Raw genomic sequence first — 19,911 nt, 5'->3', positions numbered from 1 at the left:
GCCCTCTCAGCAGTTCACTCGGGGAAAGTTTTCCTTTAACACCGGAACGAGATATTTCAGACACTCGATTAAAACTTCTGCGTGAATCCCCGTCGACTCAATTTCATGCACAACGGTCGACGAATAATAATTGAGCACCGGAGCCGTTTCACGATGATAGACCTCGAAGCGACGACGAGTCACCGTCTCACTGGCGTCATCGATCCTATTTTCTAACGCTGCCCGCCGACGAATCCGCTCGATCATCGCTTCTTCGTCGTGGCATACGAGATGCAGCAACGCCTTCACGTCGATGTAAGGTTCGAGCATTTTACACTGCTGCACGTTCCGGGGAATTCCGTCCAGCAGCAGCAAGTCTTCGCGGGGACGGAAGTTACCAACAGCCCGGTGGGCTTCCAGCCAGTTCAGAAACACCCGGATCGTGACATCGTCCGGAGCCAGTTCCCCTCGCACACTAAATTCTTTCACCGTCCGCCCTTCCGGAGTATGCGGATCGAGTTTACGGAAAATCATGCCGCTGGAGAGGTGAAAGAATCCGGGAATCTTCGTGAGGATGTCTCCCTGGGTCCCTTTCCCGGCGCCGGGCACACCGAAAATCAACGCTGCAGGATAGGGGTAACAGGACTTGCCCATCTCAAATACTTTCCGTTCAAGGGCCGCACACTGCCTGCCATGGGTGCTGGCGGCTGACCTCATCAGAGACCGGCGACAAAACGTTCAGGGGTTGGAAAGATTTCCAATAGAAAATTGCCGCGGGAGCATGCCACCACAGCCTGAAATGTTCTCGTTCATCGGAATTCGCCGCGCTCCTCGCCGGTCGATCTGCCCGACTGTATCGATTTTCTCAGAAGGACGGGGGAATATCCATCCGAAAACCGTGATGCGAAAACGCGTTGCTCTCTTCCTGCTGATGCTCCTGGCCAGGGAAGGAGCACCACTGAGGCCGATTTCATCAACCCGCAGCGTGCCAGGTCTGTCCGCCAGCCCCTTCCTCCGGGGCTCGGCTCGCCCGGACGCAATCCCTTCACTCCAACCGGATCAGAGGCGGCACTCCGCACGGAAGACGCTCTAAAATGTCACTGTCGCCGGAAAACGACCACGGTTACCGAAGCGACATCCGCCAGGCAGCTTAATCCTCCAACCGACTTTTCCGGTCGCGCCAGGGACTGTCCACAGCCTTCAGGTTCGTGTCCAGGAATTTGAGGATCGGTGAGTACGCAAAGCGAGAGTCTTTCCGCATCAGGGCAATCCCGCGATCTTTGGAATCCGGAGTCAGCAGTTCAATTCGGGTCGCCCCCCGGTTCGTGGCGGTAAAAACCTTGTTCAACTGCTCGGCAGTCTTTTGACTCGCAGAATCACCAGATCCGGCCACAATCATCAGGGCGATGCGGAAGTTGGGATTGCGCAGATAGATCAGCGACTTCGACGCATTCACTTTGGCAACATTTGCTTCCGGTGAAATCAGCACCAGCGCCCGCACATCCTGGCCCCGGGGCGTACGGCCCTCGGGAGTCGGGGCATCGTCGAAGGGAACCTGCTTCCAGTCGAACTCGGCAAATGCGGTCGCGACCGGGACGCTCATCCCTACGCCGATAATCCCGATCTTGTTCATGTTCAGCCGCTGGGCCTGATGCTCGTCGTAAATGAACTTCTTGACCGCCACCAGATCTCCGAGCACCATCTGTTCGTAATCGAGCGGTCCCGGCGGTTCCTCGCGTCCTTTAATGACACTCTCGCCATGCTTTCGCAGGTCGACAGTGATGACCGCGTAGCCCGATTGGGCCAGCTTCTCGGGAAACGGGGGATTCGCCCCACTCGACGAACTTTTATCCCAGTTGAGCCGCTGCTCATCCCGGGAATGGAGCAGAATCACCACCGGAGCACCATTCGCCCCCGCCACCGTGTCCGTCGGATTCACCGGGTAATAGGTGATATGAATCGGAGTTCCATCCGTTGCCGAGCGAAGCACCTCATGCCGCGACTCCTGCTGAGCCAAGAGGGTGGTCGAGCAGCAGACCATCCAGCAAATCGCAAGAGACTGGCAGGTTCGCAGACGCATAGCGGGCCCTTACTTCAATCGAGGTGGAAAACGATCCCTTCCCGGCCGGGGCCAGGCGGGAATTCGCAGACTCCAGTCTAGAACCGCTCGCACGAGGAATCAATTGGCGAGTCCGCAGCCCCAGCCCGTTTCCGCGACCGCTCTCGATCCGTCGGCGTGAACGTCAGCGTCGGCAGAGACGATCAACTGTTCCTTCCGCAGGCCGGTCCGAAAGGTCGTCCGGGGCTCCCACGATCGCCAGAAGTCTGCGCCATTCAAAAGCAAAGTCCCTGCCCTCTCCCCTGCCGTTGAACAGACACCACGGGGATTGGGCCCGCGGCGGGCAATCGTCCACAAACCCGTAGATAAAGAAGATGGCCGGGGTCCGCACAACGTGTTGGGAGATCGCTGCGACTGGTTGCCCCGGCCAGGGCTTTGCGTCACGATGGAGGGGATTTCACCCTTCTCGGGGCAGAAAGGCAATTGGCATACCACGAGCAGTGTTCCTCTCCCGTTTTTGTGCGGAACCCGGTTTCGGCCGCACTTCAACAAGAAATTCACCGGCCCGTGCGTGACTTGACCCCCTTCGTCTCTGCCCGATGCCCTGAGACTTGTGCCCTCACCGGCGACGAAGGTTTCGGCAAGCCGTCGATTTTATCGCCCCGGTCCCCTGCACGATGACTGTTCATGCGCTGGCCGATTCGCAATCAGATCCTGCTGCCGTTGATCGCCATTCAGCTGACGGTCGTGCTGGGGCTGTCGTCGCTGTCAGCATGGTGGTCGCTCCGCCTGCACGAACGGGACGTCCAACGCCGGATCGATGAACTGGCACAAACGATTCAGGCTGCGCAGTTCCCCTTGACCCAACCGGTTCTGGAGCAACTGCGGGGACTTTCCGGCGCCGAGTTCGTGATGCTCAACGATTCCCGGCAACTGGAGTTCAGCACTCTGAGCACGACTTCGGAGCCAGCCCTGGCCGAACAGCTCGCGCAGATCCCGACCTTGCCGGCCGGGCCCGAATCACCACTGGTCGATCTGCAGGATCGTCAATTTCTGGTACGGTCAGTCTCCCGCCTTCAGCATGCCCCCACCTCGCTCATCCTGATTCTCTCTCCGGCGGAACGAGTGGAAGCGGACCGCCGCAGCGCCCTGCTTCGCCCCTTTGTGGTCGGCTCAACATCGTTGCTGCTGACTGCGCTGGCGGTCATCTACGTCGCCCAGCGCATGGGACAACGAATCCAGGCGATCGAACGACACGTGGCGCAGGTCGCCGCCGGCCAGTTCGGAGAAATCCCGTTGCCGCGGCGGGATGACGAGCTGCGTGATCTGACGACCTCCGTCAATCGGATGAGCCTCGACCTCACCCGCATGGCCGAACAGATCCGAAATACCGAGCGGGGTCATCTGGTCCGCCAGTTGGCTGGAGGGATCGCCCACCAGCTGAGGAATGCGTTAACCGGAGCCCGCCTGGCTGTGCAATTGCATCGTCGCCGCTGTCACCTCCCCGACGACGAGAGCCTTGACGTCGCGCTGCGGCAGTTGACCTTGACGGAAGAGCAGATCCGGGGGCTGGTGGCGCTGATTCGCGATGAGCATCGTCCGAGAAATCCGGGAGTACTCGACTCATTGGCGAATGAGGTGCTGCTGCTGCTCCGACCGGTCTGTGACCATCGTCAGATCCGGTTGCAGTTAAGCGGCAGTACGGAAGGTGCGGTCGTCGAAGATTCCGATCAGATGCGGGCTGCCCTTCTGAATCTCGGTTTGAACGGCATTGAGGCCACCGGCACCGGTGGGACCGTCCAATTCATTCTCAGCCGCACAGGGGAAGCGGTGATCATCGAAGTCAGTGACGATGGTCCTGGAGTGCCGGAGGAAATTCGCTCCGCGATCTTTGATCCTTTCTACACGACGAAGCATGACGGCATGGGACTGGGGCTGGCACTGGTGAAGCAGGCGGCCGATGATCATCATGGAAAGATTGAGTACGAACGAAGGCAGGGTTATTCCCTGTTTCGCCTGACCTGTCGGAATGACAGTCCGCGACCCGAAGCGTCGGCCCCCTCCGGCGAGTCTTTGCAAGATCTGAAAAAGTCATGAGTCGCATTCTGGTGATTGATGATGAACCAGCCATCTGCTGGGCCTTTGACCAGGCACTCAGTGACCAGGGGCACGAGGTCTGTATCGCCTCCACTGCCGAATCTGCTCTCTCGGAGATCGAACGCTTCGAGCCCGACGCCATTCTGCTCGACTATCGCCTGCCCGGAATGAATGGCCTCTCGGCACTCAAGCAGCTGCGGGAAACCCGGCGGCAGACTCCCGTCGTGCTGATGACAGCGTTTGGAAGTCTGGATCTGGCAGTCGATGCCCTGGGTGAAGGAGCGTTCGACTATCTGCCGAAGCCATTCGATCTGGAGGACGCCGTCCAGCTGGTCAGTCGGGCACTCGCCAGCCGCACAGCAAAGGTGGCACCGACTGCACAATCCGAGTCACCCACTGGTGAGATCGTCGGTGTGTCACGCGGCATGCAGGAAGTCTTCCGGCAGGTGGCCCTCGTGGCCCAACTTGACGTGCCGGTCCTGATCACCGGGGAAAGCGGGGTCGGCAAAGAATTGATCGCCCGTGCGATTCACCGTTACAGCGGTCGCGAGGCAGGCAAGTTTGTGCCGATCTGCGTTCCGGCCCTCAACGAAACGGTGCTGGAAAGCGAACTGTTCGGCCACGTCAAAGGGGCGTTTACCGGAGCCGAGCGCAGCCGGCAGGGACTGCTGGTGGAAGCTGATGGAGGCACGGCCTTCTTCGATGAAATTGGTGATATTCCGCTGCTGCAGCAGGTCAAACTCCTCCGCGTGCTGGACGACCGCAAAGTCGTGCCGGTTGGCAGTAACGAGGCGGAGGCATCGCAGTTTCGCCTGATCGCCGCCACACACCGTTCACTCCCCGATTTGGTCAGCGTCGGTCGCTTCCGGGAAGACCTGTATTATCGACTCAGCGTCTTCCAGATCCGCATTCCCCCATTACGTGAACGACCTGAAGACATCCGGGCGCTGGCGGAACGCTTTCTGAAGCAGTCTTCCGGAGATCGGGAGCTGGAGTTCTCCAGCGAAGCCCTGCAGGCCCTGACATCCCGTCCATGGCCCGGCAATGTGCGGGAGTTACGAAGTGCCGTGCAGCACGCAGCGATTGTCTGCCGAGGGGGGCTGATTACTCCGGACTGTTTCCCCGCGACGGGGACACCTCGCCCCGACGACCGGATGGGCAATGCCGCCTCTATTCTTCCCCAGCTGAAAACATGGGCCCATCAGCAGTTGCCGCTCGTGAACCCCTCCGACGTCAGCAGCACCCTCTACGAGCGTTTCCTCGACGCTTTCGAACCCCCGATTCTCACCGCTGCACTTGAAGCTGCCGGTGGGAGTCGAAAAGCGGCGGCTGATCTGCTGGGGCTGCATCGCGAGACACTCCGCAAGCGCCTGCGAAAGCATGGGCTGGCAGAACCCGACAGCGGGGACTGAAAGCCCGATTACACAGCCTCAGCGTGACGGCTCGGACCCCAAGAGCAGCTTGTCGAAATCGATCTCCGTCGAGTTCCGGATATCCGCCTTCACAATCTTCTGCATCTGCTGCAGGGCGGCCTCATTTTCTTCCGGAGTATTCGATGCCACGCAGTCCGCCGGAACATAAATCCGGAAGTTTCTCATGTAAGCATCGTGCGCTGTAAACAGGACACAGATATTCCCTGCCAGCCCCGTCAGCACCAGCGTCTCCGCCTGCAGCGATTCCAGCAGCAGACTGAGAGGAGTGCAATGAAAGCCGGAATGTTTCGGCTTCAGAATGAAGTAATCCGAGGACTGCGGCTGGAGCTGTTTTGTGATCGGCTCACCCCGCACCCCATCATGCAGGCAGTGATCCACCTGTGCCTGAAAATCCGATCGCCACTGCCCGAAGTTATCATTGCAGTAAATCACCGGGACGTCGGCGGCCACGGCGCGGCGTTTCAACTCCGCAATGCGTTTGGCCATCGGCAATGCCGACCGCAACAGCTGCTCCCCTTCCGGAAACTCCAGATCATTAATCACATCGATTAACAGGAGCGCCACACAGGACTGATCGTCCGGACGATGCACATGATCTCGGCTGATGCGGGACATCACTCCATGAGAGCAGAGATCGTCCGGGGATCAAGCCCCCTCCCCTTACGACTTGCCGCCAACAGGTGCGAGCTCGAACTCGAACTTGTTCTGCGCGCTTTCATTCCGCTGCTGACGGGTAGGTGAATAGTCCAGCACCTTGGCCTGCTTTCCATCGGGACTGATTTCGATCAGCCGCAACCAGCCATCTCCTCCGCTCGGAAGGTGTTGAAAGTTCACAAGCATCTGTTCGACCGCCCGCCCCCCCGGAGTGACCGAAGAGAGTCGTCCCAGTCCATCCCCCAGAACATGACCGTTCAGGGTGAACAGAAAGTTTTCGTGCTTCGAAAGCAGCTGGTCCCACAACTCGTCGCCGTCGCAGACATCGTCGCCGCTGGCTTTGGCCACTCCGTAGGAATGGGGGTTCCAGCGCTGCTTTGTCCCGTACCGTTCCCAGCCGTAACGGGTGTCGTCATGAAACATGTAGGCGTGAGTGATCAGAATCACTCCCCGCTGCGGGTACCTGGCAACAACCTCGTTGGCCCAGCGGACAACGTCCTTGCGGGGGCCGAACTCCAGCGCGAGCACCAGATAATCGCGACCTCCGGCCGAAAAGAGGTGATAACTGTTTTCCATGCGATCGGGTTCTTTGTCATAAACCCCACCGAAAGTCGGCAAACCGGAGAACTTGGAAACCGGGAAGTACGTGTTCAGCTGCGTTGTCCGATCGACACAGTTGCCGTCTTCACTATAGTCGTGGTTGCCGTTCACAAAGAAGTAGGGGACCTTCCCATCCAGCGTCCCCATCGCCTTGACCGCCAGTTCCCACTGCTCTTTCCGGTTGTTATCGGTGATATCTCCCAGATGGAGCACACAGGCGATATTCCGATCCTTGGCGTTGCGGGCGATCCAGTCCGTCTGCGACAGAAAGCCCTCGGGGAATTTTTCATATTTCTGCGTATCGGGCAGGACCACAATGGTCGACGCACCGTGTGCGATGGGAGGGGGTTCACCGTCAACGAAGACCGCCTCGGCGTACGGGTCCGCCGGCGCGGCTGCGAGCGGCTTCCACAGGGTCAGTGGCAACCCGCCGCCGATCGTCAGAGCCATACCTGTTTTCAGAAACTGCCGCCGATCAAACTGCAACATTCCAAGCCCTTCTGCTACCCATAGCGTGTAGAATCAAGTCCCTGAAGATCCGGCAGCACCGGATCAACGATAAACGACCGCGCGCTGAACCGCGTGCAGCCCGAAAAGTTTGACGCATTGAAGTCGCAAATGTCAAACGGAAGTTTGCCGAAGCAATCGATGGCCCGCGGAATAAAATCGGTTAGACTCGCTCTTGAGGGCCTTCTGCCTGGGCTGCGATTGCTTATCTCAAGAGGGTCACATGAACGGCAATGAAACCGTCAATGCACTGCGGGCAGCCATCATAATCTCGCCCGACAATCTTCCTCTGCGACAGCATCTCGCGGCGACACTCGCCAGTCTCGGCCGCTATCAGGAAGCGGAAACCGAATACCGGTCCGCGCTCGCCAGTCATCCCCAGAATGCGGAACTGAAGCTGGGACTGGCAGAGGTCTACGCCCAGCAGGGACGAACGTCGCACGCGCTCGTGGTCGTCGAGGATCTGGTCAAAGCGGCACCTTCCGATGGGCGAGTCTTCATCCTTTATGCACGGCTCCTCGCCGACACCGGGGACGTGACGAAGGGAGCCAGCATGTATCGGCGCGGTGTGGAACAGTCGCCCGAAGCAGCCGATACGAGCCTCGCCGAACGTCTGGGGGTCGATCTGACTCCGGCTGTTTTTCAGGAAGCGGACGAAGCGGATGGGCTCGCCCGCGCAGCCTGGGAGGCTCCCGTCGATCCGGACGAGCATGAGATTGAACGTCCGAAGATCGACTTCGCCGCTGTCGGCGGGATGGAGTCGGTCAAAGAACAGATTCGACTGAAGATTATTCATCCCCTGCAACATCCGCAGTTGTATGCCGCCTACGGCAAGACGATCGGCGGTGGGATTCTGCTGTACGGTCCTCCCGGTTGCGGCAAAACCCATCTGGCCCGTGCCACTGCGGGGGAGATCAAGTCCGCGTTTTTGTCGATCGGCATCAACGATGTGCTCGACATGTTCATCGGCAACAGTGAAAAGAACCTGCACGAGCTCTTCGAGCAGGCCCGCCGCGCGAAACCGTGCGTCCTGTTCTTCGATGAAGTGGACGCACTGGGCAGCAGCCGGTCCGACATGAAACACAGCGGCGGACGGCAACTCGTCAATCAGTTCCTCGCTGAATTGGATGGAATCGAGTCGCAGAACGACGGGGTGCTTGTGCTCGCAGCCACCAATGCCCCCTGGCAGCTGGACGGAGCCTTTCGACGACCTGGCCGGTTCGACCGGATCATCTTTGTTCCCCCTCCCGATCAGGATTCACGGGCGGAAATCCTGCGGATCCTCTGCCTCAACAAACCGCTGGACCGCCCGGACTTTGTTCAGCTGGCAAAGAAAACCGAGGGCTTTTCCGGTGCCGACCTGAAGGCAGTGGTCGACGTCGCCATTGAAGGCAAGCTGCAGGAAGCGCTGCGCGCCGGCGTCCCGCAGCCGATCAGCACCAAAGACCTGCTGGCAGCCGTGAAGGCGGTCAAACCCTCAACTCGCGACTGGTTCGCCAGCGCACGCAACTATGCTCTGTATTCCAATCAGAGTGGGCTCTACGACGACATCCTCCGCTATCTGAAGATCCAATGAACGACACGATTCGCCGGGCACATCTGCTGCTGACTCAGGGCCGTTTCCAGATGGCGGAAGGGGAATTGCGTCGCGCCCTGGCCAGCGACAGCCAGAACGCCACGTACCACAGCCTGCTGGCCTATGCGCTGCTCGCGCAGAAGCGGTACGACGACGCGGAATCCGAAGCCCGCACAGCCATCGGACTCGATCCCGATGACGCCCTTTCCTGCCGGGCGCTCGGCGCCGTATTGATTGAACGGAGAAAATTCAAAGCGGCGGCCCAGATCGTCGATCGGGCTCTTGAACTCGATCCTTTCTCCGAACAGGCCTGGAGTCAGCGGGCGGAACTCCGGATCGAAGCCTCGGACTGGCAAGGGGCTCTCGACGCCAGCAACAAAGGACTGGAGATCGATCCGCATGATGTGACCTGCAATAATCTCCGAGCACTGGCGTTGACCAAGCTCGGACGGCGGGCGGAAGCGGGACAGACTTTGGGAGCGGCTCTGGCCCGCGATCCGGAAGATGCCCTGACGCACGCCAATCAGGGCTGGGCTTTGCTGGAAGCGGGCCAGCGGGATGCCGCGCTGGAGCACTTCAAGGAATCGCTGCGTCTCGATCCCAATTCCGACTGGGCGAAGCAGGGAGTTGTCGAAGCACTCAAATCCAAAAACATCATCTATCGGGTGCTGCTCCGCTACTTCTTCATGATGGCGCGGCTCTCTCCGCGAACACAGACGGGGATTATTATCGGGGCCTACGTGCTGCAGCGTCTGCTCGCGGCCTTGGCCAAAACGTATCCCGCGATCGCCCCGGTGGTGATTCCACTTCTGCTGCTGTATGGCGCCTTTGTACTGGTCAGCTGGCTGGGGAGCCCGCTGCTGGATCTGTTGCTGTTGACCGACCGCCTGGGCCGGATCACGCTGTCGAAGCTTGAACGCCTCAACGCCATTTTCGTCGGGAGCGTGTTCGGCCTGATTCTGCTGCTGCTCACCTCCACCTTTCTCCTCGAGACAGACCCCGGAATGCGGTTGCTGCTGATCTGGGGAACAGTCAACCTCGGCCTGCTGCTCCTTCCCTCGTCAGCCATTTTGCGTTGTGAGGCGGGATATCCCCGTTGGACGCTGGCCGCCGGGTGCGGCGCGCTCGCCCTGATCGGACTCTTGCCCTTCGCGGCCTGGTTCATCGCAAGTTTTCTTCCGGGCATCCCGGTGGATATGAAAGCCGCTCCCTGGCGCTACACGCCAATGCTGTTCATCCCGGGAATCATCGGGATGCAGCTGCTGGCCAACTCCATGGTGAGCAAAACTCCGGAACGATAAGCGACAGGGGCTCAGACCGAGCTGGCGCGAAGGGTCCGTGGGCTCAGTCGCGACTTGTCTTGCGGGCCCCTTCCACCACTCTCAAGGGACGAGCGCTGGCATGAAAACGAAAAGAGCCCGGAAATTGTCCCGGGCTCCCGTCGATCAATGTGCAGCACGTCTGCTCAATGCATTTTGACTCTTGTTTGCCTCGTCATCACCACGCGGATGTCAGCCTTCATCAGACGAACCGACGGCTGCGCGGGGACTGGACAGAGCAACCTGCTTAGACCAGAGCTGCGTGGTGATCACGAACGTCGGTCACATGACCTTCAATCGCGGCGGCGGCCACCATCGCGGGGCTCATCAGCAGGGTTCGTCCCATCGGACTCCCCTGCCGACCCTTGAAGTTCCGGTTCGATGACGAGGCACAGATCTCGCGTCCCTTGAGCTTGTCCGGGTTCATCGCCAGACACATCGAGCAGCCGGCCTGCCGCCATTCGAAGCCGGCTTCCGTGAAGATCTTGTCGAGACCTTCCGAGACCGCCTGCTTGGCGATCAGCTGCGAACCGGGGACGACCAGCGCCTTCACGCCCGGGGCGACATGCCGACCACGGGCGATCTCGGCCGCTTCCCGCAGATCGGAGATGCGACCGTTCGTACAGGAGCCGATGAACGCCACGTCAATCTTCACGCCATTCATGGACTGACCTGCCGAGAGCTCCATGAATTCCAGAGCTTCTTTGACGCCAGCCTGTTCATCGCTGGGGAACTCATCGACGGCGGGAATGTTCTCGCCAATGCCGACGGACTGGCCGGGATTGATTCCCCAGGTCACGGTCGGTTCGATGTCGGCGGCATCGAAGATGACTTCATCATCCCACTGGGCATCGGGAGCGGAAGCGAGCGTCAGCCACCACTTGCTCGCCTTCTCGAAGTCGGCCCCCTGTGGCGCGAACGGACGACCCCGCAGGTAATCGATGGTGGTCTGGTCCGGGTTGCAGTAGCCGCAGCGTGCTCCCCCTTCGATGCTCATGTTGCAGACGGTCATGCGTTCTTCCATCGACATCCGGTCGAACACTTCACCGGCAAACTCATACGCGTAACCGATGCCCCCCTTCACTCCGAGCTTGCGGATGATGTAGAGCGCCACGTCTTTGGCGAAAACGCCGGGAGCCAGCTGCCCGTTCACCACCACGCGGCGAACTTTGGGTCGGTTCATGGCCAGTGTCTGCGTCGCCAGCACAAAGGCGACCTGCGAGGTGCCAATCCCGAAAGCGATCGTCCCGAACGCGCCGTGCGTGGAGGTGTGGCTGTCGCCGCAGGCGATCGTCAGGCCGGGCTGCGTCAACCCCTGCTCGGGACCGACGGCATGGACAATGCCCTGCCGATTGTCTTTGAGATCCAGCAGTGTGATGCCGAACTCGCGGCAGTTCTTTTCGATCGCCGACATCATCTCTTCGGCCAGACCATCCTGAAACGGACGGGCCTGAATGTCGGTCGGCACAATGTGATCGACGGTCGCCAGGGTCCGTTCCGGATGCATGACCGTCAGGTTCCGGTCCCGCAGCATTTCAAACGCCTGCGGACTGGTCACTTCATGAATCAGATGGAGACCAATAAACAGCTGTGTCTGTCCCGACGGGAGCGTGCCGACCGTGTGCAGATCCCAGATTTTGTTAAACAGATTGCGCTTGTCACTCATCTTCTTCAATCCAGTTTCAACGTTCTAGAGTTCAGCCAACCGGGATGGCGCGTGCCTGCCAGGCGGAACCGGGAATTCTCAATTATCATGTTCCGGAAGGGGAATTGTCCATCAATCCCCCCTCGTGACTCCTCAAAACGGAGCAGCGGCCTGTCGCAAATGCCCCACGCCAAGGGGCAAAACGGAAATAACCGCTCTATTCCAACATAGACCACTCAGAGCACGCGGCAAACAAAGCACTTCAAATACGAGGTTTCCAGGCAGTAGGCGGAGACGGGGTGATCGACCGCCTGTCCCCGCTGTTCGAGAATCTGCACCCGGCGACCGGCATCGAGACTCGCCCGCGCGATGACCTGTTCAAAATCTTCCCGGGAAACATGCCCGGAGCAGCTGCAGGTGATCAGAATTCCATCCGGCTCCAGAACCTGCATCGCCAGCCGATTCATCCGCACATAGGCTTTGAGTGCCCGCTCCAGACCGCTGCGGGTCCGGGCCAGCTTGGGGGGATCGAGCACGATCGTCTGATACTTCTCTCCCGCTGCCGCCTGAGCCTCCAGAAAGTCAAAGCCGTCTTCGCATTGCCAGGTGATTCGACCGGTCAGGCCGTTCAGCTCTGCATTCCGCTGCGCCAGCTCCAGCGCTGACTGCGACGAGTCGACCGCCACGACATCCGGATTTCCCGCTTTGGCCGCCGCGAGAGCAAAGGCGCCGGAGTAGCAGCAGACGTCGAGGGTCCGTCCCCCGCGAGCGTACTTCGCCATCAGGGCCCGGTTTTCGCGCTGGTCGAAATAGAATCCAGTCTTCTGACCCGCCTGCAGGTCGACTTCGAACTTCAGGTCGTTCTCTTCAATGATCTGAGCGGACGGGGGAGCATTCCCCCGCAACAGACCATCTTCGATATCGAGCCCTTCCTGTTCCTTGATCCCCCGTTCCGTCCGCAGCCAGATGCCCGCGGGCTGCAGGAGATTCTGCACCGCATCCAGAATGACATCGCGAAATTTCGCCAGCGCAGCACTCGTGAACTGGGCCACAATCCAGTCTCCGAAGCGATCGAGAACCAGACCGGACAGGCCATCCGACTCACTGAAGACCAGCCGACAGGCCTGCAGTGCGGGATCATGAGCGAACAGCTTTTGCCGCCAGCGAATCGCCGATTCCACCCGCTGCTGCCAGAACGTGGCATCCAGCGGCTGGGCTTCATCCCACGTGTAAAGACGAACGCGGATATTGCTGTTGGGATTGAACAATCCCTTGGCGATGAACTGTCCTTCATGGGTCCGCACGATGACTTCTTCACCGACATCCGGCATGCCGGAGACTTTTCCAATCGCCCCGGTGAAGACCCAGGGATGTCTGCTGAAGAACGGGAGTGCCTTGCGGGGACGAAGCGTAACAATTCCGGTCGGGGCTGCGGTGGCAGACATAGTGATTGACTTCAGAGAAATAACGCCGGGGGATCGCACCGCAGACGTCCAGCCCACTCCATTCAGCAGCGGGTGGAGAACGCGATCCGGACGGCAAAATGGAAACTTCGACAGTCGAAGAGCCGCCACGGGCTCGACAACACAATGGGAGACTCTCGGGGGCGGGAGAGAGGGGAACGACCGGGCCCCTGAGCTTAACGCGAATTGGCCGAATCGACTTCAGCGACATACGCCAGCAGCCGGTCCCGTTCATTCATCAGGTGCCGGACCCGCAGCAGCGACCGGACGCGGGTTTTCAGTTCCAGCCGATGGACTGGCTTGGTCAGGAAGTCATCGGCGCCGGCTTCCACAGCCTTCTCGATGTCCCCCATTTCCTTCAGCGCCGTCACCATCAGCACCGGAATGCGACGCGTTTGCTCATGACTTTTCAGCTGGGCACAGACTTCGTAACCGCTCAGCTTGGGCATCATGATGTCGAGCAGAACCAGATCCGGGAGTTCACGCAGGGCGACATCGACGGTCTGCTGACCATCGGCCGCCATCAGGATCTCGTGTCCCTCGTCGCTGAGATAGGCTTCGAGCAGTTCACGGTTCTGTTCGTTGTCATCGGCGATCAGAATTCGCCCAGTCGGGATATCGAGTGAGTCCATACGTCGCGCCACAGCCTTGATCAGCAGATATCTGCACAGGGGTTACCAAGCCGCAATTCTAATGAAAGTCGGAGCTTGGGGAAAGAATCTCTTCCGGCGATTCCCGGGCATTTTCTTTCCGAGACAGAGCGTTCCCGGTGTTTGACGATCAGCCCCGGTCCGCTGTATTCTCCGACAACGCTTGAAGATGAGGCAATACCGCATGCGGACCCGCGTTCCATGTCCGGTTGCTGATGGAAAGAGGAGAAGGGCCGTGCTGCGTTTTCCGGGGCTGTTGGGGCTGCTCTGTCTGTTTTTGTGTGGTTGTCCCCGCTCAACGCCTCCGGCGGAGTCAACTCCGTCCGCCTCTCCCCCCCTGAAGATCGTCACCACGACCGCCATGGTCAAAGATCTGGTTAGCCATGTGGCAGGCTCTCACGCCCAGGTCACCAGCCTGATGGGGGAAGGGGTCGATCCTCATCTCTACCGACCCACTGCTCAGGATATGGGAGAGCTGCTGAAAGCGGATCTGGTGTTCTACTCCGGATTGATGCTGGAAGGCCGGATGCAGACTGCATTTGAAAAAGCCAAATCCAACGGCAAGGTGGTCGAGGCGGTCACGGCGAAGCTGCCGCAAGAGTCCCTGCGCTTTCCTGCGGAATTCGAAGGCCACCCGGACCCGCATGTCTGGAACGATGCGGGAACGTGGGCGAAATGCCTGGATCACGTGGTGAGTGTGTTGTCCGAAAAGGAACCGCAGCTCGCTGCCGAGTTCGCGGCCAACGCCAAAGCGTATGGTGAAACGCTGCAGGGACTCGACAATTACGCCCGCACAGCCATCGCCAGTATTCCGAAGGAGAGCCGTTATCTGGTGACCGCTCACGATGCCTTCGGCTATTTCTCCCGGGCTTACGACATCGAAGAACGCTCGGTGCAGGGGATCACCACCGACTCCGAAGCAGGGGTCAAGGACATCCAGAATCTGGTCGACTTTCTCGTCGAAAAGAAGGTGCCGGCGCTGTTCGTGGAAGCGACCGTCAATTCCGCCAATCTCAAAGCAGTCATGGAAGGGGCCCGCCACAAAGGTTGGGAAGTCCGTGAAGGAGGAACCCTCTACTCCGACTCGATGGGCCAGCCCGACACCTACGAAGGGACCTACGTGGGGATGCTCGACCACAACGTCACGACCATCGTCCGGGCGCTCGGGGGCAAGGCTCCCGAGAAGGGTCTGAACGGCCAACTCGGCTCCACCGTCAAATGACGCCACCGCCAAAACAACGCAACACACTCACACAACACATCTTACGCTGATCTTGCAGTGTTTCGACTTTCCTGAGACACTCCCCCACCCTTCCCCCCGCCCCGTCTCAACCTCAGCGTTACCCTTCCCGTGTCTTCCTTACGGATCCTCGCTGCACTCCTGATTTGCGCTGCGCTCGGATGCGCTCTTCCGGGCAGGGGATCGCGGAACGCCCTCCCAATGGTTTCGAACCCGTTGCTGGTTTCGACTTCCAATGAGGAAATCGTCTGGGAACGGGCTATTGATGTGCTGCATGACTTCAACTTCGAGATCGCAGTCGAGAACCGGCTGGGACGCGTGATCGAAACGGTCCCCAAGACCGGCGCCAGTCTCCTGGAACCATGGCACTGGGATTCGGTCGGCTGCGAGAACCGGCTGGAATCGACGTTGCAGTCAATTCGCCGCATTGTGCAGGTCAGCCTGCAGCCCAACGACCAGTACAACGGCTATCTCGTCAGCGTCACAGCTTACAAAGAGGTCGAAGACCTTCCCGGGATCGCGGGCAACTCCCGCGGCGGCGCGACGTTCTCCGAGAGTACGCCGCTGGAACGGGACCTCGACGCCGTCGTCGGCCAGACGACCCCCTCCACGTGGGTCCCGCTGGGACGCGATCCCGATCTGGAACAGGCGATTCTCCAGCGGCTCCGTGCTGTCTATTCACGCTGAGCGACGCTCCCCACCCTCAGCGACAAGGGCCCGCGCCTCGTTTCGGCTTCATCCTCTCGATCCCTGCGACTTCCGCTTCAGACCGGCGCCAGATCGCCTCTTGGAAATTTGCGTGCAGCGTGTCGTGATCTCGACGAATCCGCGTGGGGAGGCTTGCAAAAATCGGTCTGCCGAGCGAGGGTAAGCAGCGTGCGTTGAACCGTCAGCTTGACTTGACGCATGAACCGAAAAAAATTTTCATTATCACAAGGTGGCGAGGCGGCCCTATGCTGCCAGCAGGCCGAAGAGCCCCCAGAGTCTTCAGCCGGGGCACCTGGAGCTGAAATGTTGTCGCCGGAGGAGACTCTTCCAGTCTGACGGCAACATCTTCTGCCGGTTCAGGTGGAACGGCCTGAAAACCAAATCCGGCCCGGGAAAGCCTGCCCGGACAGTGCGCCACACGATGATATTTCACACGCTGAGATCCGCATGAAGGTCATGCCGGGAAGGAGGAAGATTCACACCGATGTCGCAGCGTCCAGGACAGGCCCCGATGATCGAAGCCCAGGGGCTGAGCAAATATTACGGACCCTTTATCGCCACGAAAGACGTGACATTTACCGTGCCGATGGGACAGGTGGCCGCGTTTCTCGGTCCCAACGGCGCCGGAAAATCAACGACGATGAAACTGCTGACCGGATTCCTCTCTCCCAGTGAGGGCATTGCGCGAATCGGCGGCTTCGACATGTCGACCGACCGCCTCAAGGCCAGCGAATTGATCGGTTATCTTCCCGAGAACGGACCGCTCTACAACGAAATGACCCCGCAGGGGATTCTCAAATACCTAGGCGAAGCACGCGGCCTGTCGCGCAGCCGCCTGTCGGAGCGGCTCGACTACGTGGCGAAGAAGTGCTCACTGGCCGACGTCTGGAACAAACAGATCGGCAAGCTGTCGCGCGGATATCGCCAGCGGGTCGGCATGGCTCAGGCGCTGCTGCATGATCCCAAGGTGCTGATTCTCGACGAACCGACCAGCGGACTCGACCCGAACCAGACCTTCCAGGTTCGCGACCTGATTCTGGAACTGGGGCAGTCGAAAACGATTCTGCTTTCCACCCACATCCTGACGGAAGTGGAGGCAGTCTGCAGCCGTGTGATTCTGATCAATCGCGGCCGCATCGTGCTCGACGGCAGTGTCGAAGAGATGCGGGGACCCGCGCAGGATATCGAAGCCCAGTTCCGAAAGTTGACTGGCGGAGCGGCATAGCCCCGCCCTCCCCTCCCGGCGGGAGCCCCCCTCCCTCCACAGCAAACCCGAACACCCCACCAACTTTCATACGACATCACAACTATGCGCAGCCACGTTGTTCTTGCCGTTTTCAAACGGAATGTTGCGAGCTATTTCTCCGGCATTCTCGGTTACCTGTTTATCGTCGTCTTCGTCGTCGCCGGGGCGTTCCTCGCGTTCGACGACCAGTTCTTCGCCAACAATCTGGCCAACCTCGACCGGCTCAGCGAAAGCTTTCCGCTGCTGCTGCTGTTTATCATTCCGGCCATCACCATGACCGCCTGGTCCGACGAGCGCAAACTCGGGACCGACGAACTTCTGTTCACGCTGCCGGCGACAGACTTCGAAGTGCTGCTGGGAAAATACCTGGCGGTGCTGGCGGTCTATACCATTGCTCTGGCCTTCTCCATCACGCACGTTTTTGTGCTGTTGCGGCTGGGAAGCCCCGATCTGGGGCTGATCTGCACCACGTACTTTGGATACTGGCTGGCGGGAGCTGCACTGCTGTCGGTCGGGATGTTCGCCTCCGTGCTGACGAGCAGCGCCACGGTCGCGTTTGTCCTCGGGACCGCGATCTGTGCCATTCCCGTGTTCATCGACCGGATTCCCGGCGTTGACCGCTTCCTGAAGGAGACGCTGGGCATTACGGAACCGCTCAGCGTGGCAGGTCATCTGAAAGGCTTCACCTCCGGCCTCGTGACCTACAGCGGACTGTTTTACTTCATTGGGCTGACGGCGTTCTTTCTGTACCTGAACGCCGTCATGATCGGTCGCCGCCACTGGGCGGGAGGCCGCAACGCCGGCAACATGACCGGGCAATACCTGCTGCGGGTCGCCTGCCTGGGGATCGCTCTGCTCTGCCTGACGTACAGCTTCGCCGTCGCCGGCGGCAACATCGACAGCACCAGCGAGCGGCTGCACACACTTTCCAACACGACGATCGAAATCATCCGGAAGATTCCGGATGACAAACCGGTCACCATTCAGGCGTTCGTCTCGCCTGACGTTCCGCAGGAATACGTTCCGATCCGCAAGGAACTGCTCGACAAGCTGTACGAATACGATGACCACGGCGGCAAGCGGATTCAGCTGCGGGTCGTCGACGTCGAACCTCACAGCCAGGCTGCGGAGCAGGCGGAGTCACTCGGCATTGAACCGCGCCAACTGCAAAGCCAGTCGCAGGGACGGACCTCCGTGTCAGACGTGTATCTGGGCGTCGTCATGACCAGCGGTTTCGACACGGTAACGATTCCGTTCTTCGACCGCGGGACGCCGATTGAGTACGAGCTGACACGTTCGCTGGGAACCGTTTCACAAGCCCAGCGCCGCGTGGTCGGCATCCTCAAGACCGATGCTCAGGCGTTCGGCGGAATGGACATGCAGTCCTTCCGGCAATTGCCCAAGTGGCAAATCGTTCAGGAACTTGAAAAGCAGTACGAAGTCAAAGAGGTCTCTCCCGACAGCCCGATTACGTCCGAAATGGACGTGCTGATTGCGATCATGCCTTCGTCGCTGACCCAGCCGCAGATGGAACATCTGGTGGAGTATGTCAGCGCCGGCAAGCCGGCCCTCATCTTCGACGACCCGGCTCCGGTCTGGGGATCGAACCGGAATGCCTCCGGAATTTCGATGGCCCCGCTGGAACCAAAGCCCAGCCCCGGCGGAGGGATGATGCCGTTTCAGCAACAACAGAGTGAACCGAAGGCGGATGGCGGCCGGGCCACATCACTGACCGAAGCACTCGGGATTCGCTGGGATGTCCGCAAGAGCCTGTTCGATGCGTTCAATCCACATCCCCGGTTTTCGATGTTCCCCAAGGAGCTGATCTTCCTCGACTCCCGCGAGAACATTAACCCGAACCAGCCGATCACCGCCGGTTTGCAGGAACTGATCTGCTTTGCCCCGGGAGCGATCACCGGTCGCGATGAAGACGTCAACGTCACCTGGCTGCTGAAATCCCGCAAGGGGAGCAGCGGCCTGAACGACTGGGACCGCGTCACGCAGCCCGGATTTTTCGGCGGCCGGCAGTACAACTTCGAAACGCTGCAGCGAAAGCTGACAGACGAGTCCTACATCATCTCGGCACTGATCGAAGGCAAGTCGGACAAGAAGAAGGTGAAAGCGGTCTTCGTGGCCGATGCCGACCTGGTCAACGATGTGATGTTCGAGGTCTGGCAACAACAACTGCTCGACCTGAAGATCGACAACGTGCTGTTCGTGCTGAACTGTGTCGATTACCTCTCCGGTGATGAACGGTTCATTGAATTGCGCAATCGTCGCGCCAAGCATCGTACCCTGACGGAGCTGGAACGCCGCACGAAGGTTTACGAAAGCCGGCTCAGCAAAGAGGTCAACTCCGCTGTGGAAGCGGCTGACAAGGAAGTCGAAGAGGCCAAAGCCCGCCTGCAGACGGTGATCAAGGATCTCCGCCAGGAAATGCAGAAGGGGAATGTCGATGCCGGTACGCTGCAGGCCCGTCTGCAGAATGCCACCGAGGCGGAAAACCGCAAGCTGGTGCAGCGGGAAAAGGAAATCAACCGCGAGAAAGACGAGAAAGTCCGCAAAGTCAAAAACGAAACCGAACAGGAAATCCGCCGGATTGAACGCTCGATCTGGCGCTGGGCCGTGTTCATTCCCCCCTTGCCGGCCATTCTCCTGGGAATCGCGGTGATTGTTTCACGACTGCTGAACGAGCGACAGGGAATCTCCCGCGACCGGTTACGTTAATCCCTTTG

At 59.7% G+C, this 19,911-nt stretch carries 15 protein-coding genes; 8 read left to right on the top strand and 7 right to left on the bottom strand.

Annotated features, from left to right (window positions below; all coding sequences use genetic code 11):
* Positions 1-6 precede the first annotated feature (6 nt).
* Positions 7-633 carry an adenylate kinase family protein gene (locus tag SH664x_RS01975; protein WP_437204577.1) on the bottom strand — a complete coding sequence of 209 codons (627 nt, stop codon included), beginning with the start codon at positions 631-633 and terminating at the stop codon, positions 7-9.
* Between the two features lie 496 nt (positions 634-1,129).
* Positions 1,130-2,059: an alpha/beta hydrolase gene (locus SH664x_RS01970; RefSeq protein WP_437204575.1), complete on the bottom strand. Its 930-nt coding sequence runs from the start codon at positions 2,057-2,059 to the stop codon at positions 1,130-1,132.
* Between the two features lie 666 nt (positions 2,060-2,725).
* Here SH664x_RS01970 and SH664x_RS01965 point away from each other — a divergent pair.
* Entirely contained in the window at positions 2,726-4,135 is a 1,410-nt protein-coding gene (locus tag SH664x_RS01965) for an ATP-binding protein (protein WP_437204573.1), read from the top strand.
* Positions 4,132-5,547, top strand: coding sequence for a sigma-54-dependent transcriptional regulator (locus SH664x_RS01960; RefSeq protein WP_437204571.1), 1,416 nt, complete (start codon positions 4,132-4,134; stop codon positions 5,545-5,547). Before SH664x_RS01965 ends, SH664x_RS01960 begins: the two co-directional genes overlap by 4 nt.
* Positions 5,548-5,565: 18 nt before the next feature.
* Here SH664x_RS01960 and SH664x_RS01955 read toward each other — a convergent pair whose 3' ends face one another.
* Together SH664x_RS01955 and SH664x_RS01950 are read right to left on the bottom strand one after the other, a co-directional pair.
* Positions 5,566-6,183, bottom strand: a complete 618-nt coding sequence (locus tag SH664x_RS01955; RefSeq protein WP_437204569.1) for a cysteine hydrolase family protein — start codon at positions 6,181-6,183, stop codon at positions 5,566-5,568.
* 45 nt (positions 6,184-6,228) lie between these two features.
* Complete coding sequence (locus tag SH664x_RS01950; RefSeq protein WP_437204567.1) at positions 6,229-7,311, bottom strand: metallophosphoesterase; 1,083 nt, start codon at positions 7,309-7,311, stop codon at positions 6,229-6,231.
* A 241-nt stretch (positions 7,312-7,552) separates the two neighbouring features.
* On the opposite strand from SH664x_RS01950, the gene SH664x_RS01945 reads away from it, so the two are divergent.
* Positions 7,553-8,905: an AAA family ATPase gene (locus SH664x_RS01945; protein ID WP_437204565.1), complete on the top strand. Its 1,353-nt coding sequence runs from the start codon at positions 7,553-7,555 to the stop codon at positions 8,903-8,905.
* Positions 8,902-10,206, top strand: coding sequence for a tetratricopeptide repeat protein (locus SH664x_RS01940; RefSeq protein WP_437204563.1), 1,305 nt, complete (start codon positions 8,902-8,904; stop codon positions 10,204-10,206). The genes SH664x_RS01945 and SH664x_RS01940 overlap by 4 nt, the downstream gene beginning before the upstream one ends.
* A gap of 265 nt (positions 10,207-10,471) precedes the next feature.
* Here the strand turns inward: SH664x_RS01940 and leuC are convergent, their stop codons facing one another.
* The 3 genes from leuC to SH664x_RS01925 form a co-directional block, all read right to left on the bottom strand.
* Positions 10,472-11,890 carry a 3-isopropylmalate dehydratase large subunit gene (gene leuC, locus SH664x_RS01935; protein ID WP_437204561.1) on the bottom strand — a complete coding sequence of 473 codons (1,419 nt, stop codon included), beginning with the start codon at positions 11,888-11,890 and terminating at the stop codon, positions 10,472-10,474.
* 215 nt (positions 11,891-12,105) lie between these two features.
* The gene (locus SH664x_RS01930) at positions 12,106-13,314 is read right to left on the bottom strand and encodes a class I SAM-dependent rRNA methyltransferase (protein WP_437204559.1); all 1,209 of its coding nucleotides are present in this window, start codon (positions 13,312-13,314) and stop codon (positions 12,106-12,108) included.
* Positions 13,315-13,508: 194 nt separating this feature from the next.
* On the bottom strand, positions 13,509-13,964 hold the full coding sequence (locus tag SH664x_RS01925) for a response regulator (RefSeq protein WP_437207170.1): 456 nt from the start codon (positions 13,962-13,964) through the stop codon (positions 13,509-13,511).
* 253 nt (positions 13,965-14,217) lie between these two features.
* On the opposite strand from SH664x_RS01925, the gene SH664x_RS01920 reads away from it, so the two are divergent.
* The 4 genes from SH664x_RS01920 to SH664x_RS01905 all read left to right on the top strand — a co-directional run bounded on the left by SH664x_RS01920 (position 14,218) and on the right by SH664x_RS01905 (position 19,903).
* Entirely contained in the window at positions 14,218-15,204 is a 987-nt protein-coding gene (locus SH664x_RS01920) for a metal ABC transporter solute-binding protein, Zn/Mn family (protein WP_437204557.1), read from the top strand.
* A 219-nt stretch (positions 15,205-15,423) separates the two neighbouring features.
* Positions 15,424-15,909, top strand: coding sequence for a hypothetical protein (locus SH664x_RS01915; protein ID WP_437204555.1), 486 nt, complete (start codon positions 15,424-15,426; stop codon positions 15,907-15,909).
* Positions 15,910-16,414: 505 nt separating this feature from the next.
* A complete protein-coding gene (locus tag SH664x_RS01910) occupies positions 16,415-17,155 on the top strand; it encodes an ABC transporter ATP-binding protein (protein WP_437204553.1) in 741 nt (246 codons plus the stop codon).
* Between the two features lie 84 nt (positions 17,156-17,239).
* Positions 17,240-19,903 carry a Gldg family protein gene (locus tag SH664x_RS01905; RefSeq protein WP_437204551.1) on the top strand — a complete coding sequence of 888 codons (2,664 nt, stop codon included), beginning with the start codon at positions 17,240-17,242 and terminating at the stop codon, positions 19,901-19,903.
* The last annotated feature ends 8 nt before the right edge of the window (positions 19,904-19,911 follow it).

Source organism: Planctomicrobium aquicomposti, assembly GCF_051466325.1.
GTDB lineage: Bacteria > Planctomycetota > Planctomycetia > Planctomycetales > Planctomycetaceae > Planctomicrobium.
This window is presented reverse-complemented; position numbering and strand designations above follow the sequence as displayed.

What these genes read in the sequence shown, in the direction of transcription:
- SH664x_RS01945 (WP_437204565.1), top strand. Translation starts at nt 7,553, where the DNA reads ATGAACGGCAATGAAACCGTCAATGCACTGCGGGCAGCCATCATAATC.
- SH664x_RS01970 (WP_437204575.1), bottom strand. Translation starts at nt 2,059, where the DNA reads ATGCGTCTGCGAACCTGCCAGTCTCTTGCGATTTGCTGGATGGTCTGC.
- SH664x_RS01965 (WP_437204573.1), top strand. Translation starts at nt 2,726, where the DNA reads ATGCGCTGGCCGATTCGCAATCAGATCCTGCTGCCGTTGATCGCCATT.
- SH664x_RS01925 (WP_437207170.1), bottom strand. Translation starts at nt 13,964, where the DNA reads ATGGACTCACTCGATATCCCGACTGGGCGAATTCTGATCGCCGATGAC.
- SH664x_RS01960 (WP_437204571.1), top strand. Translation starts at nt 4,132, where the DNA reads ATGAGTCGCATTCTGGTGATTGATGATGAACCAGCCATCTGCTGGGCC.
- leuC (WP_437204561.1), bottom strand. Translation starts at nt 11,890, where the DNA reads ATGAGTGACAAGCGCAATCTGTTTAACAAAATCTGGGATCTGCACACG.
- SH664x_RS01915 (WP_437204555.1), top strand. Translation starts at nt 15,424, where the DNA reads ATGGTTTCGAACCCGTTGCTGGTTTCGACTTCCAATGAGGAAATCGTC.
- SH664x_RS01905 (WP_437204551.1), top strand. Translation starts at nt 17,240, where the DNA reads ATGCGCAGCCACGTTGTTCTTGCCGTTTTCAAACGGAATGTTGCGAGC.
- SH664x_RS01930 (WP_437204559.1), bottom strand. Translation starts at nt 13,314, where the DNA reads ATGTCTGCCACCGCAGCCCCGACCGGAATTGTTACGCTTCGTCCCCGC.
- SH664x_RS01950 (WP_437204567.1), bottom strand. Translation starts at nt 7,311, where the DNA reads ATGTTGCAGTTTGATCGGCGGCAGTTTCTGAAAACAGGTATGGCTCTG.
- SH664x_RS01955 (WP_437204569.1), bottom strand. Translation starts at nt 6,183, where the DNA reads ATGTCCCGCATCAGCCGAGATCATGTGCATCGTCCGGACGATCAGTCC.
- SH664x_RS01910 (WP_437204553.1), top strand. Translation starts at nt 16,415, where the DNA reads ATGTCGCAGCGTCCAGGACAGGCCCCGATGATCGAAGCCCAGGGGCTG.
- SH664x_RS01975 (WP_437204577.1), bottom strand. Translation starts at nt 633, where the DNA reads ATGGGCAAGTCCTGTTACCCCTATCCTGCAGCGTTGATTTTCGGTGTG.
- SH664x_RS01940 (WP_437204563.1), top strand. Translation starts at nt 8,902, where the DNA reads ATGAACGACACGATTCGCCGGGCACATCTGCTGCTGACTCAGGGCCGT.